Annotated in this window: 11 protein-coding genes and 2 tRNA genes; all 13 read right to left on the bottom strand. The window is 45.1% G+C overall.

Going from position 1 to position 14,446, the window contains the following annotated elements; all coding sequences use genetic code 11:
* Window positions 1–62: 62 nt before the first annotated feature.
* The 13 genes from pnp to ftsH all read right to left on the bottom strand — a co-directional run bounded on the left by pnp (window position 63) and on the right by ftsH (window position 14,440).
* Entirely contained in the window at window positions 63–2,189 is a 2,127-nt protein-coding gene (gene pnp, locus M1F05_RS19230; protein ID WP_206083235.1) for a polyribonucleotide nucleotidyltransferase, read from the bottom strand.
* A 275-nt stretch (window positions 2,190–2,464) separates the two neighbouring features.
* A complete protein-coding gene (rpsO, locus tag M1F05_RS19235; protein WP_004905890.1) occupies window positions 2,465–2,734 on the bottom strand; it encodes a 30S ribosomal protein S15 in 270 nt (89 codons plus the stop codon).
* Window positions 2,735–2,846: 112 nt separating this feature from the next.
* Window positions 2,847–3,800: a tRNA pseudouridine(55) synthase TruB gene (gene truB / locus M1F05_RS19240; RefSeq protein WP_206083233.1), complete on the bottom strand. Its 954-nt coding sequence runs from the start codon at window positions 3,798–3,800 to the stop codon at window positions 2,847–2,849.
* Window positions 3,800–4,210, bottom strand: a complete 411-nt coding sequence (gene rbfA, locus M1F05_RS19245; RefSeq protein ID WP_047755882.1) for a 30S ribosome-binding factor RbfA — start codon at window positions 4,208–4,210, stop codon at window positions 3,800–3,802. The genes truB and rbfA overlap by 1 nt, the downstream gene beginning before the upstream one ends.
* A gap of 86 nt (window positions 4,211–4,296) precedes the next feature.
* The gene (gene infB, locus M1F05_RS19250) at window positions 4,297–7,035 is read right to left on the bottom strand and encodes a translation initiation factor IF-2 (protein ID WP_206083231.1); all 2,739 of its coding nucleotides are present in this window, start codon (window positions 7,033–7,035) and stop codon (window positions 4,297–4,299) included.
* A 23-nt stretch (window positions 7,036–7,058) separates the two neighbouring features.
* The gene (gene nusA / locus M1F05_RS19255; RefSeq protein ID WP_206083229.1) at window positions 7,059–8,567 is read right to left on the bottom strand and encodes a transcription termination factor NusA; all 1,509 of its coding nucleotides are present in this window, start codon (window positions 8,565–8,567) and stop codon (window positions 7,059–7,061) included.
* Between the two features lie 23 nt (window positions 8,568–8,590).
* On the bottom strand, window positions 8,591–9,043 hold the full coding sequence (gene rimP, locus M1F05_RS19260) for a ribosome maturation factor RimP (protein ID WP_206083228.1): 453 nt from the start codon (window positions 9,041–9,043) through the stop codon (window positions 8,591–8,593).
* Between the two features lie 260 nt (window positions 9,044–9,303).
* Window positions 9,304–9,380, bottom strand: a tRNA-Met gene (locus M1F05_RS19265).
* Between the two features lie 59 nt (window positions 9,381–9,439).
* Window positions 9,440–9,529: transfer RNA gene (locus tag M1F05_RS19270), tRNA-Leu, on the bottom strand.
* A gap of 115 nt (window positions 9,530–9,644) precedes the next feature.
* On the bottom strand, window positions 9,645–9,989 hold the full coding sequence (secG, locus tag M1F05_RS19275; protein ID WP_206083227.1) for a preprotein translocase subunit SecG: 345 nt from the start codon (window positions 9,987–9,989) through the stop codon (window positions 9,645–9,647).
* A 220-nt stretch (window positions 9,990–10,209) separates the two neighbouring features.
* Window positions 10,210–11,547 carry a phosphoglucosamine mutase gene (gene glmM / locus M1F05_RS19280; RefSeq protein ID WP_206083226.1) on the bottom strand — a complete coding sequence of 446 codons (1,338 nt, stop codon included), beginning with the start codon at window positions 11,545–11,547 and terminating at the stop codon, window positions 10,210–10,212.
* 4 nt (window positions 11,548–11,551) lie between these two features.
* The gene (gene folP, locus M1F05_RS19285; RefSeq protein WP_206083225.1) at window positions 11,552–12,388 is read right to left on the bottom strand and encodes a dihydropteroate synthase; all 837 of its coding nucleotides are present in this window, start codon (window positions 12,386–12,388) and stop codon (window positions 11,552–11,554) included.
* A 66-nt stretch (window positions 12,389–12,454) separates the two neighbouring features.
* Window positions 12,455–14,440, bottom strand: coding sequence for an ATP-dependent zinc metalloprotease FtsH (ftsH, locus tag M1F05_RS19290; RefSeq protein ID WP_206083779.1), 1,986 nt, complete (start codon window positions 14,438–14,440; stop codon window positions 12,455–12,457).
* Window positions 14,441–14,446 lie beyond the last annotated feature (6 nt).

The following is a 14,446-nucleotide window of genomic DNA, read 5'->3' on the forward strand; positions in this document are numbered from 1 at the left end:
TATGGTTTCAGCCAATTGGCCGATAGCACCCTACAATGTAGGGTGCTGTTTTTTAGGTCAGCTTACTCTGCTGAGTCCTGTGGCTGTGCACCTGACTCTTCAGTTGGTGCAACGGCTTCTTTCATGCTCAGGCGAATACGGCCTTGACGGTCGATTTCTAATACCTTAACAGGAACTTCTTGACCCATTTGCAGGTAATCAGTCACTTTCTCTACGCGTTTATCCGCGATTTGAGAAATATGTACCAAACCTTCTTTACCGCCACCGATTGCAACAAATGCACCGAAATCAACGATACGCGTCACTTTACCTGGGTAAATGCGACCAACTTCAACTTCAGCGGTGATGTCTTCAATACGACGAATTGCTTCTTTCGCTTTCAGGCCATCAGTTGCTGCAATCTTCACAGTACCATCATCTTCGATTTCAATCGTTGTGCCAGTTTCTTCCGTTAATGCACGGATCACTGAACCACCTTTACCGATGACATCTTTGATTTTGTCTGCATTAATTTTGATTGTATAAATGCGTGGTGCAAATTCAGAGATTTCTTCACGTGGACCATTAATCGCTTGTTCCATTGTACCAAGAATGTGCAGACGCGCACCTTTTGCTTGGTTCAGAGCAACTTGCATGATTTCACGTGTGATACCTTCGATTTTGATGTCCATTTGCAGTGCACTGATACCTTCACGGCTACCTGCAACTTTAAAGTCCATATCACCTAGGTGGTCTTCGTCACCTAAGATGTCAGACAGAACAACGAAATCGTCACCTTCTTTCACCAGGCCCATTGCAATACCAGCAACAGCGGCTTTGATTGGTACACCTGCATCCATCAGTGCTAATGATGCACCACAAACAGACGCCATTGATGATGAACCATTGGATTCAGTAATTTCAGAAACAACACGGACTGTGTATGGGAAATCAGCGTGATCTGGCATCACCGCTAACACACCACGCTTCGCTAAACGACCATGACCGATTTCACGACGTTTAGGTGAACCTACCATGCCTGTTTCACCAACAGAGTATGGAGGGAAGTTGTAGTGGAACAAGAAGCGATCAGTGTATTCGCCCATTAATTGGTCGATAACTTGCGCATCACGTTCAGTACCCAGAGTTGCCGTTACCAGCGCCTGAGTTTCACCACGCGTAAACAGTGCGGAACCGTGAGTACGTGGTAAAACACCCGTACGAACGTCCAGTGCACGAACCATGTCTTTCTCGCGACCATCGATACGCGGCTCACCACGGATAACACGAGTACGAACAACTTGCTTTTCTAAGTTAGCTAAAATATCTGACACTTCAGATACATCAACGTTTTCGTCTTCCGCAACTAATACTGCAGTGACTTCTTCTTTGATTAAATCAACTTGTGCGTAACGCTCTTGTTTCTCAGTGATACGATAAGCATCACCCATGCGGCTTTCTGCTAATGCAGCCACGCGATCATGCAGGGCTTGGTTAACTGGCTCTGGCTGCCAATCCCATTTCTCTTTGCCCGCTTCTTTAACTAATTCATTGATGTTCTGAATAACAACTTGCTGTTGGTCATGGCCAAATACCACTGCACCTAACATTTGCTCTTCACTTAACAGCTCAGCTTCAGATTCAACCATCAATACTGCGTTGTCAGTACCTGCAACGACTAAATCTAAGCGGCTTTTTTTCAGTTCATCAGCCGTTGGGTTCAGAACATATTGGTCATCGATAAAACCAACACGCGCAGCACCGATTGGGCCATTGAATGGAACACCTGACAGTGCTAATACTGCAGATGCACCGATCATCGCAACGATATCTGGGTTAACTTGTGGATTAACAGACACAACGGTTGCAATAATTTGGATTTCGTTCAAGAAACCTTCTGGAAACAGAGGACGCAGTGGACGGTCAATCAAACGAGCGATTAACGTTTCACCTTCACCAGGACGACCTTCACGGCGGAAGAAACTCCCTGGGATACGGCCAGCAGCGTAAGTACGCTCTTGATAGTTAACCGTTAAAGGGAAGAAATCTTGGCCTTCTTTAACTTTTTTCTGTGCCACGGCAGTCACAAATACTGCGGTGTCATCCATGTTAACCATAACTGCGGCTGATGCTTGACGAGCAATCATGCCTGTTTCAATCGAGACGGTATGTTGACCGTACTGGAATTTACGAACAATAGGATTTAACACAATAATACCCTTTTTGTAAGGCTACCTGAGCATCTCGGGTAGCATTGGCTTATTCTTCCTACAGCCTCGCGACTAATGAGAAGATTGATATTCCAGTCATCAACGTTCTCATTAGCCGCGCGAATCGGATGTAGCGAAGAGGCATACTAAAACAGTTAATTACGACTTATAGCTTAACATTTAAGTTAAGTACAATTCGAGTATTACTTCAACTTTCAAAATAACTTTTAGAAGAAAAGGGGCCATTTGGCCCCTTTCCTCTGAAACTGACAAGATTAACGACGCAGACCCAGACGCTCGATCAGAGCTGTGTAGCGTGCGATATCTTTACCTTTCAAGTAAGCTTGTAAGCGACGACGCTGAGCAACCATACGCAGCAGACCACGACGGCTGTGGTGATCTTTTTTGTGCTCTGCAAAGTGGCTTTGCAGGTGGTTGATTTGTGCAGTCAGCAGAGCGATTTGAACTTCGCTTGAACCAGTGTCATTTTCACCGCGGCCGAACTCAGCAACGATTTTAGCTTTCGCTTCATTACTTAGAGACATAATAAACTCCAAAATGATTAATGTAAGTGATGAGAGCCAATCTCTAATTTAGCATCTCAAGATTAAGCGCCGCTATTCTACGCTGCTTAACGCCGCAAAGCAATAAGAGCCACTATGCGGATTGTTCATTTTCCACGACCAAACGCTTCGGTGCAAGGCGGCCATCTTCGCTGATAAGCGCAATACCAATAAACCGTTGCTCTTCACCACAGGTGACACGAATCATGCAACCAGCTTCAAGGCCTTGAACTGCAGCTCGCACAGGTTGCCCCTGCTTGAAATAAGCCGCTGTTTCCTCTGTAATATTCACCGCGGGAAAATGAACAACTGCGGTATCCATCGGTAGCAATAAGGCATCCAGCAAGGATTCAAATGACCCTTCTTCTGCATCCACTTTCGCTCTCAATGCCGCCAATTGTTCTAATGTTACCATGCGTTCGTAAGGGTAGTTCGCCACTTGTAATCGACGCAAATAAGTGACATGCGCACCACAACCTAACATCTCACCTAAATCATCAATGATAGTGCGAATATACGTGCCTTTCGAACAATGAACTTCAAGTTCTAACTCATTATTTTCTAAACGAATAAACAGTAATTCATAGACGGTAATTGGACGCGCTTCACGTTCGACAGTAATGCCTTTACGTGCATATTCATATAATGGACGACCTTGGTGTTTCAACGCCGAATACATTGAAGGAACTTGCAATGTATCACCACGGAAAAATTCTAAGGCATCATCCAGTTGCTGCTGTGTAAACTCTACGTTACGCTCACTGATAATTTCGCCGTGTGAATCCGACGTGTCAGTACGTTGCCCAAGACGAGCAATCACGCGATAACGCTTATCTGAATCGAGTAAAAATTGGGAAAATTTCGTTGCTTCACCAAGGCAAACAGGCAGCATACCTGTCGCAAGTGGGTCTAGTGCCCCCGTGTGTCCAGCCTTGTTAGCATTAAAAAAGCGCCGCACTTTTTGCAGCGCATCATTTGAAGAAATATCCGTGGGTTTATCCAGCAGCACTACGCCGTCAATATTACGGCCGCTACGACGACGCCCCATTATTTTTCCTCTTTATCACTAACATCCGCACGACGTTTTTCATCATCACGGATCACGTTTGACACTAAATTAGACATCCGCATGCCATCAACAAGGGAGTTGTCATATTCAAACGTTAATTCAGGAATAATACGTAAGCGCATTGCTTTCCCAATTAACGAACGAATAAAACCAGCGGCTTCATTTAATGCTTTAATACCATCTGCCACCATTTCCTCTTCGCTTTTATCATTAGCGATATTGAAGAAAGTGACAAAGACTTTACCGTATGCAAGGTCGCGAGATAATTCGACACCTGAAACGGTCGCCATGCCAATACGTGGGTCTTTAATCTCACGTTGTAAAATGATCGCAATTTCTTTTTGCATCTCTTGCGCAACGCGCTGAGAACGACTGAATTCTTTTGCCATCGTTATGTCTCCTGACAATAAAGGGGGCAATCGCCCCCTTATTAACACTATTTTGTAGTCACGATACTTCGTGGGCTCTCACAAAATTAACCGTCGATAGAACGTTTAACTTCAATGACTTCGAAGACTTCGATCATATCGCCGACGCGGACGTCGTTGTAGTTCTTAACGCCGATACCACATTCCATACCGTTACGAACCTCACTGACATCATCTTTAAAGCGACGCAGAGATTCTAACTCACCTTCGTAGATAACCACGTTATCACGCAGGACACGGATTGGGTTGTTACGTTTAATGGTACCTTCTGTAACCATACAACCAGCAACTGCACCAAACTTCGGTGATTTAAACACATCACGAACTTCTGCAAGTCCAATGATTTGCTGTTTGTATTCAGGCGCCAGCATACCGCTCATCGCTTGTTTGATTTCATCAATCAGACTATAGATGACGGAGTAGTAACGTAAATCAACGCTTTCACTTTCGATGACGCGACGAGCCGATGCATCTGCACGAACGTTAAAGCCAAGGATAATTGCATTAGATGCCGCAGCCAGTGTTGCATCTGTTTCGGTGATACCACCAACGCCAGAACCGATGATTTTCACTTTAACTTCATCTGTTGACAGTTTCATCAGAGAGTCAGTGATCGCTTCACACGTACCTTGAACATCCGTTTTCAGTACGATGTTCAGTTCAGAAACTTTACCATCTTCCATGTTAGCAAACATGTTTTCCAGTTTAGATTTCTGCTGACGTGCTAATTTAACATCACGGAATTTACCTTGACGATACAGAGCAACTTCACGCGCTTTTTTCTCGTCACGAACAACAGTCGCTTCGTCACCAGCAGAAGGAACGCTAGACAGACCTAAAATCTCAACAGGCATTGATGGACCTGCAGATTGAACATCTTTACCGAGTTCGTTGCGCATTGCACGAATACGGCCATATTCAAATCCACAAAGTACGATGTCACCTTTATTCAGAGTCCCTTCTTGAACAAGGATTGTTGCCACTGGGCCACGACCTTTGTCTAAGTATGACTCAACAACCACACCGCTTGCCATGCCTGTATAAACCGCTTTCAGCTCTAAAACTTCTGCTTGCAGTAACAGCGCATCAAGTAAATCGTCAATACCAGTACCCACTTTCGCAGAGACACCGATAAATTGAGTGTCGCCGCCCCACTCTTCAGAAATAACACCGTACTGAGACAGTTCATTTCTTACGCGGTCAATATCAGCTTCTGGCTTATCAATTTTGTTCACAGCAACAACGATCGGCACACCCGCTGCTTTCGCGTGTTGGATAGCTTCGATAGTTTGTGGCATTACGCCATCGTCCGCTGCAACAACCAGAACAACGATATCTGTTGCCTGAGCACCACGAGCACGCATAGATGTAAACGCGGCGTGACCTGGGGTGTCTAGGAAGGTAATCATACCTTTGTCAGTTTGAACGTGGTAAGCACCAATGTGCTGAGTAATACCACCCGCTTCACCTGATGCCACTTTCGTTGAACGAATGTAGTCAAGTAAAGAGGTTTTACCGTGGTCAACGTGACCCATGATGGTCACAACGGGTGCACGTGGTTCTTGTGCCGCAGAGCCAGTGTCACGGTCATTCATTACCGATTCTTCTAACTCGTTCTCACGACGCAGAATAACTTTATGACCCATTTCTTCTGCCACTAATTGTGCAGTTTCTTGGTCAATAACTTGGTTGATGGTTGCCATTGCACCCATCTTCATCATGGTTTTGATGACTTGAGAACCTTTAACCGCCATTTTGTTAGCCAATTCGCCAACAGTAATGGTTTCACCGATAATGACATCGCGGTTTACGGCAGCGGCTGGTTTAGTAAAGCTTTGCTGTAAAGAACTCCCTTTACGCTGTTTACCTTTCGTACGACCAGAACGACCTGCTGCACGCTCTTCTTCGCGATCAGCTTTCTCAGAAAGTTTGTTACCTTTTTTCTGACGAGGTGCTTTCGCTGTACGGTTACGTGAACGACGGCCTTCTTCTTTCTCATCACTTTCATCTTCTGCAGCACGAGCGTGCGTAGAGGTGGTTGTGTGATAATCACTGTCTTCTTCAGTTTTCGTTTCAGCCGTCCATTTTTCGCCGTTTTCTTCAGCCATTTTACGAGCTTCTTCAGCAACGCGGCGCGCTTCTGCTTCAACTTTACGCTGAGTTTCTTCTTCCGCTTTGCGTTTTAATTCCGCAGCTTCGGCTTCACGGCGTTGTTTGTCGGCATTGCTTTCTGGCGCTTTGCCTGCTTTTTGTTGATTTTCGCTTGGTTTCACTTTTTCTCTTTCCGCTACTTCGCGCGTCGCTTTATCTGCTGCTTCACGTTTTGCTTTCTCTTGGGCGTCACGTTTTGCCAATTCATCCGCTTCGCGTTTTGCAGTCTCTTCTGCTAAACGTTTAGCTTGTGCTTCACGTTGTGCCAGTTCTTCAGCTTCGCGCTGTGCCTGCTCTTCCGCTTCACGCTGCGCCTGTTCTTCCGCTTTAGCTTCTTCAGCATCACGGTTCACATAAGTGCGTTTTTTGCGGACTTCAACATTTACCGATTTGCTTTTGCCACCGGTGACGGGGACGCTCAGCGTACTACGAGTTTTACGCTGTAGTGTCAATTTGCTTGGCTGACCCGCTGCTCCGCCTTGTTCACGGTTTAAGTGGTTCAGTAAAGCTTCTTTTTCAGACTGACTAACAGAGTCATTCTCACTTTTTGTGATCCCTGCTTCAGCAAATTGCTGTACCAGGCGATCAGCAGTAGTTTGAATTTCCGTTGCCAATGATTTTACAGTTTCTGTCATGCCGTTCCTTCCTGCTACAGTGTTTACGCATCGTTACCGAACCAGCAAATATTACGTGCGGCCATAATGAGCGTACCTGCTTTCTCATTATCCAGACCTTCAATATCAATCAGGTCGTCGATGCCCTGCTCAGCAAGATCTTCCAGTGTACAGATACCACGAGTTGCCAAATTATAGGCCAGAGTACGATCCATACCTTCAAGATTCAACAATTCTTCTGCTGGCTGATTATCACCAAGACTCTCTTTTTGAGCCAATTCAATGGTGGTGAGGGCCGCTTTCGCTCTTTCACGTAGAACTTCAACGGTATCTTCATCAAGACCGTCAATTTCCAGAAGTTCATTAATAGGCACGTAAGCCAGTTCTTCTAACGTCGAGAAGCCTTCTTCAACAAGTGCAGTGGCGAACTCTTCATCAATATCAAGATGCTTGGTGAATGTGTCAATAGAAGCGTGTGCTTCTGCCTGATGTTTTGCTTGCAGCTCTTCTGCGGTCATGACGTTGAGTTCCCATTTGTCATCACCACGGTGTTTCTTCAGTAACTGAGCCGCTAAACGCACGTTTTGTCCGTTACGTCCAATTGCTTGGGCTAAGTTGCTGCTTTCTACGGCAACATCCATCGTACATTTGTCTTCATCGACTACGATAGATGCAACATCAGCCGGAGCCATTGCATTAATAACGAATTGAGCTGGGTTATCATCCCATAACACAATATCAATTCTCTCGCCGCCTAATTCACTTGAAACGGCTTGAACTCGCGCACCACGCATACCAACACAAGCACCCACTGGGTCAATACGCTTATCGTTGGTTTTTACTGCGATTTTGGCACGAGAACCTGGATCACGCGCGGCAGCTTTAATTTCAATAATTTCTTCGCCAATTTCTGGCACTTCAATACGGAATAATTCAACCAGCATTTCAGGGCGAGAACGCGTAACGAAAAGTTGTGCGCCACGAGCTTCAGGACGTACATCATACAGGACTCCGCGGATGCGGTCACCTGGACGGAAGTTTTCACGTGGCAACATATCTTCACGCAAAATAACCGCTTCAGCATTGTTACCTAAGTCTAATGTGATGTTTTCACGGTTAACTTTCTTCACTTGAGCGGTGATGATTTCACCTTGATGCTCACGGAATTGGTCAACAACCATCGCACGTTCTGCTTCACGTACTTTCTGTACGATAACTTGTTTTGCTGTTTGCGTCGTAATACGGTCGAACACAACAGATTCAATTTGATCTTCAACATAACCGCCTAATTGCAGTTCTGGATCTTCAAATTGTGCTGCCTCTAACGTGATTTCACGCGTTGGCATTGTCACTTCATCAACAATTAACCAACGACGGAAAGTGTCGAAATCACCTGATTTACGGTCAATTTCAACACGGACATCGATTTCTTGCTCGTATTTCTTTTTGGTCGCCGTCGCTAATGCAGTTTCCAGAGCCTCGAAGATTTTTTCACGAGGGAGGGATTTTTCGTTAGAAACCGCTTCTACAACAGCCAGAATTTCTTTATTCATCCTAGTTGCCTCATTGAACTTTATTAAAAGTGGGGTACCAAGTTAGCTTTCTGGATGTTGCCGAGGGCGAACACCTCATCCTTACCATCTACAGTAACCGTAATCATTTCACCGTCTACGGATTTGATAATACCTTGCCATCTACGGCGGTTCTGCATCGCTATACGTAAAGCCAGAGCAACCTCTTCACCGATAAAACGCTCATAGTGAGCAACGGTGAATAATGGGCGTTCAAGCCCTGGTGACGATATTTCCAGGTTATAAATCACGGAAATTGGGTCTTCGACGTCCAATACCGCACTCACCTGATGGCTGACATCAGCACAATCATCAACAGTGATGCCTTCTTCACTATCGATGAAGACACGCAGTGTCGATGTGCGACCACGGACAAACTCTAAGCCAACAAATTCAAAGCCTAGTGCCTCCACCGGTGCTGAAATCATCTCTGTTAATTTCTGTTCTAATGTGGACAAGCCCACCCCCAGACATAAAAAAAGGGCATATAGCCCAGTTAATTCGATTGTCAAATAACAAAAAACCCCGAAATTCGGGGCTTTTGTAACTGGACCCTGTAGTGCACGGGTTCACCATGTTCTTATTATACCTTTAAAGTCTAGAGAAATCGATGAGAAATTTGAGCGCTAGGTTTGATAATAAACCTTATTACTGCATGATGACTACATCGGATAACTGTTATTGACTATGATACTAACAAGGTATGTTAAATAAGAAATGGTTGCGGGAGCTGGATTTGAACCAACGACCTTCGGGTTATGAGCCCGACGAGCTACCAAGCTGCTCCATCCCGCGTTCGAAAACGTGACATATTCTACACAGATAACCTGTAAATCACAAGCTATCTAAAATAATGGTGCCGAGGACGGGACTTGAACCCGTACGCCCGTTTTGTAGGCACTACCACCTCAAGGTAGCGTGTATACCAATTTCACCACCTCGGCACTGAGGCGAGGTTACCAATGGGACATCAATAACCTCAAATTTTTAACTTCTTACTCATTTCTGAGTTTACTGCTTAATGATGGCATAATTGCCTTCATTCGGAATCTTTAACACTTAACGAGGAATGTCGCTCGTTGGTGTAGCTGGTGCTGCCGGAACGTCTGTTGGTTGCTCGACTTTTGTAGGTTCACTAATGTTTTCCCACTTACTACCACTACCAGTTCCATACTTATTCGCAGTCATGTTGCCAAGTATTAAACTGACGATGAAAAACACAGCAGCCAAGATTCCAGTCATACGGGTCATGAAGTTACCTGAACCCGATGAACCAAACAGTGTTGCAGAAGCGCCCGCACCGAATGATGCACCCATGTCAGCACCTTTACCTTGCTGTAACATAATCAGACTAATCAGGCTGATAGCTGCTATCAAGAGGATAATTAAAAGAGCTACGTACATTTGAGTTACCTATTCAGTTGCGGTGCATAGCCTTTGCTATGACCTCTATTACTGCACACCTACTCATTCACTGCGATAAAGGAAAGCCCTTACAGGATTGAGCAGGTGCGAATACTAACCAAAGCTGAGCCGACAAGCAAGTCTATTTTGAGCTCATTTGCTTATTTGCAGAAAAAAACAACAAATCAGTGAAATATTACTCAACCTAACTTAACCGCAATTAACCTGCCGCTTTTACCGCATCAGCAATACGATTTGCCATCGCAGTGACATCAGCTTCATTTTCGCCTTCAACCATGACGCGAATTAACGGTTCAGTTCCTGATTTTCTCAGCAATACACGGCCTTTGCCTGCCAATTGTTTTTCAACTTCTTCATTAGCAGCAACCACGGCATCACTTTGCAAAGGATCGTGCTTACCTTTAAAGCGTACGTTGACTAACACCTGTGGCAATAATTTCATACCGCTGCACAAGTCGTGAAGGCTCATATGATTGCGAACCATGGCGCTCAGCACCTGTAAACCCGCAACGATCCCGTCACCTGTAGTCGTTTTATCCAGCAAAATCACGTGGCCTGAGTTTTCAGCCCCCATGCGCCAGCCTTTTTCCTGTAGTTTTTCGAGTACATAGCGGTCACCCACTTTTGCACGTTCAAATGGAATGCCAAGCTGTTTCAGGGCGATTTCTAACCCCATATTACTCATCAATGTACCAACAACACCGCCTTTTAATTGACCTTGGCGTAGTGCTTCACGAGCAACAATAAAGAGGATCTGGTCGCCATCAACTTTTTCGCCGAGGTGGTCAACCATAATAATACGGTCACCATCACCATCAAACGCTAAGCCAACATGGGCTTTTTCTTCTAACACTTTTTGTTGCAACTGGCGAACATCTGTTGCACCACATTCTTCGTTGATATTGATACCGTTTGGATCGCAACCAATCGTGATAACTTCAGCACCTAATTCGCGAAATACGTTTGGTGCAATATGGTAAGTCGCCCCATTTGCGCAGTCGATGACAATTTTTAAGCTAGAGAGACTTTGTTCGTTCGGGAACGTCCCTTTACAGAATTCGATGTAACGCCCCGCCGCATCCACGATACGGTTTGCACGGCCTAATTCGGCAGATTCAACACAAGTAATCGGTTTTTCCATTTCGGCTTCAATAGCTTCCTCTACTTCATCAGGAAGTTTTGTCCCATCAATAGAGAAAAATTTAATGCCATTATCATAATAAGGATTATGAGAAGCCGAAATAACAATCCCCGCTTCAGCGCGGAAAGTACGAGTCAAATAAGCAACAGCAGGGGTTGGCATTGGACCCGTAAAAGAGGCCGATAAACCCGCGGCAGCTAAACCTGCTTCTAAGGAAGACTCCAACATATAGCCAGAAATACGCGTATCTTTACCGATGATAATCTTACGTGAACCGTGACGAGCTAGCACTTTTCCTGCAGCCCAACCTAATTTTAAAACAAAATCAGGGGTAATTGGGCTGTCACCCACTTTGCCACGAATACCATCAGTACCAAAATATTTACGAGAGCTCATACGCTTATTTTTCCTTTTCTGACAGAGTCATCTGTACCACTTGCATCGCTTGTACGGTTTCTTTCACATCATGGACACGAATGATATGTGCCCCTTGCATTGCTGCAATCACTGCACAAGAGAGGCTGCCCGCGAGGCGTTCTTGCGGTGGAACATTCAATAATTGTCCAATCATAGATTTACGTGACATCCCTGCCAATAGCGGTAGTCCGAAATTATGAAATTGTTCTAAGTTTGCCAATAATTGGTAATTATGCGACAAGTTCTTCCCAAATCCAAAGCCTGGATCAAGGATTATTTGCTGCCGCTCAATTCCCGCGGCCATACAACGGGCAATTTCGCCTTCAAGATAGGTTTGTACTTCGTGTACCACATTTTCATAATTAGGTGCTTCTTGCATCGTTCTTGGCTGACCTTGCATATGCATAATGCACACGGGCAACCCCGTTTGCGCCGCCACGCGTAATGCGTCTGGTTCATGAAGTGAACGAATATCATTAATGATATGCATACCTGCTTTTGCTGCTTCAGCCATGACTTGCGCTTTCGAAGTATCAACAGAAATCCATACATCAAACTGCTTAGCAATGGCTTCCACAACAGGAACAACACGGTCTAATTCTTCATTCACTGATACCTCAGCGGCACCAGGGCGTGTTGATTCGCCACCGATATCGATAATCGTTGCACCTTCTTGTACCATTTTAGCAACATGCTCTAGCGCATCATGATAAAGATTATGGGTGCCACCATCTGAAAATGAATCAGGAGTAACATTCAAAATCCCCATCACTTGCACAGTAGATAAGTCAAGGAGGCGGCCTCTGGCTTTGATATGCATATTTATTTTTCCTTAACGAAAAAAACCCCAGCGAACTGGGGCTTTATGATTTATTTTAACGACAGCTTATTGTGGCTTGTTATCGTTATTATCTGATGGGTTTGATTCACCAGAATTATTACTTGGCTCTTCAGCACTGTTCTGTGGTTCTTCAGATTGAGGTTTTTCAGCTGTTTTCTCAACATTTGATGGACCTTTACCAAATGTTCCTGTCACATTGCTGACTTTTTTGTCCTCATCCCAACCCGCAGGTTCACGTACTGGACGACGATTCATTAAATCATCAATCATTGGCATATCGATAGTTTCATATTTCAGTAATGCATCTTTCGTTGCATGCAGAATATCAATATTGTCTTCCAATGTTTTGTATGCCAATTGGTAACAGTGATCTAAGATTTTCTTGATTTCTTCATCGACAATACGCGCTGTTTCATCAGAAATTCCTGAACCATTACCAGAAGAACGACCTAAGAATGCAGGACCTTCTTCTTTCGAGTATTGCATTGGGCCTAAACGGTCTGAGAAGCCCCACTGCGTGACCATGTTACGTGCTGTATTGGTGGCAAACTGAATATCGGAAGAAGCACCTGTGGTGACTTTTTCACGACCGTAAATCAGTTCTTCAGCAATACGACCTGCATAAGCTGTTGCAATCATACCTTCGAGTTTCAAGCGGCTACGGCTCACTTCATCACCTTCTGGTAAGAAGAATGCCACACCTAACGCTTGACCACGAGGAACGATAGTTACTTTATGAACAGGGTCATGTTCTGGCATCAAATGACCGATAATCATATGGCCACCTTCGTGGTAAGCCGTTGATTCTTTTTGCTCTTCGGTCATCATCAGAGAACGACGCTCTGCACCCATCCAAATTTTGTCACGCGCTTTTTCAAATTCAACCATGGAAACGACACGCATATTTGCACGAGCCGCAAACAGAGCTGCTTCGTTAACCAAGTTTGCTAATTCAGCACCAGAGAAACCTGGTGTTGCACGCGCAAGAATGAATGTGTCTACGCTTGGGTCGATAGGCACACGACGCATATGCACTTTCAGAATTTGTTCACGGCCACGTACGTCTGGTAAACCAACCACAACTTGACGGTCAAAACGACCTGGACGTAATAACGCTGGGTCAAGAACGTCTGCACGGTTAGTTGCCGCGATAACAATAATCCCTTCGTTGCCTTCGAAGCCGTCCATCTCAACCAGCATCTGGTTCAGGGTTTGTTCACGCTCATCGTGACCACCACCTAAACCAGCACCACGTTGACGACCCACGGCATCGATTTCATCAATAAAGATGATACAAGGCGCTGCTTTTTTCGCTTGTTCGAACATATCACGAACACGAGAAGCACCCACACCCACGAACATTTCGACGAAATCGGACCCCGAAATAGTGAAGAATGGCACTTTTGCTTCGCCTGCGATAGCTTTCGCAAGTAAGGTTTTACCTGTACCTGGAGGGCCTACCATCAGGACGCCTTTAGGAATTTTACCACCCAGTTTTTGGAAGCGAGCGGGTTCACGCAGGAACTCGACTATCTCACCCACTTCTTCTTTGGCTTCGTCACACCCAGCAACGTCTGCAAATGTTGTTTTGATCTGATCTTCTGTCAGCATGCGGGCTTTACTTTTGCCGAATGACATTGCCCCTTTGCCGCCGCCACCTTGCATTTGGCGCATAAAGAAAATCCAGACACCAATCAACAGAAGCATTGGGAACCAGGAAATGAAAATAGATGTCAGTAAGCTAGGTTCTTCTGGTGGTTCACCAACGACAGTCACATGCTTATTCAGCATGGTGTCTAACAGCTTCTCGTCCTGCATAGGAAGATAAGTTGTATAGCGGCTATTATCAGCCTTTCTGACGTTCAATTCACGACCTGTGATACGAACTTCACGTACCTGATCCTGGGCTAACTCATTGATAAACGTAGAATAATCAACTCTGCGACTATTCGAATCGCTTGGGCCAAAACTCTGGAACAAGGACATCAGAACAACTGCGATGACTAACCAGAGAATCAGGTTTTTCGCCATGTCACT

Source organism: Providencia sp. PROV252 (assembly GCF_033676005.1).
GTDB lineage: Bacteria > Pseudomonadota > Gammaproteobacteria > Enterobacterales > Enterobacteriaceae > Providencia > Providencia vermicola.

Coding starts and splice junctions, on each gene's coding strand:
- rpsO (WP_004905890.1), bottom strand. CDS start 2,734: ATGTCTCTAAGTAATGAAGCGAAAGCTAAAATCGTTGCTGAGTTCGGC.
- truB (WP_206083233.1), bottom strand. CDS start 3,800: ATGGGGCGTCGTCGTAGCGGCCGTAATATTGACGGCGTAGTGCTGCTG.
- rbfA (WP_047755882.1), bottom strand. CDS start 4,210: ATGGCAAAAGAATTCAGTCGTTCTCAGCGCGTTGCGCAAGAGATGCAA.
- infB (WP_206083231.1), bottom strand. CDS start 7,035: ATGACAGAAACTGTAAAATCATTGGCAACGGAAATTCAAACTACTGCT.
- nusA (WP_206083229.1), bottom strand. CDS start 8,567: ATGAATAAAGAAATTCTGGCTGTTGTAGAAGCGGTTTCTAACGAAAAA.
- secG (WP_206083227.1), bottom strand. CDS start 9,989: ATGTACGTAGCTCTTTTAATTATCCTCTTGATAGCAGCTATCAGCCTG.
- glmM (WP_206083226.1), bottom strand. CDS start 11,547: ATGAGCTCTCGTAAATATTTTGGTACTGATGGTATTCGTGGCAAAGTG.
- folP (WP_206083225.1), bottom strand. CDS start 12,388: ATGCATATCAAAGCCAGAGGCCGCCTCCTTGACTTATCTACTGTGCAA.
- ftsH (WP_206083779.1), bottom strand. CDS start 14,440: ATGGCGAAAAACCTGATTCTCTGGTTAGTCATCGCAGTTGTTCTGATG.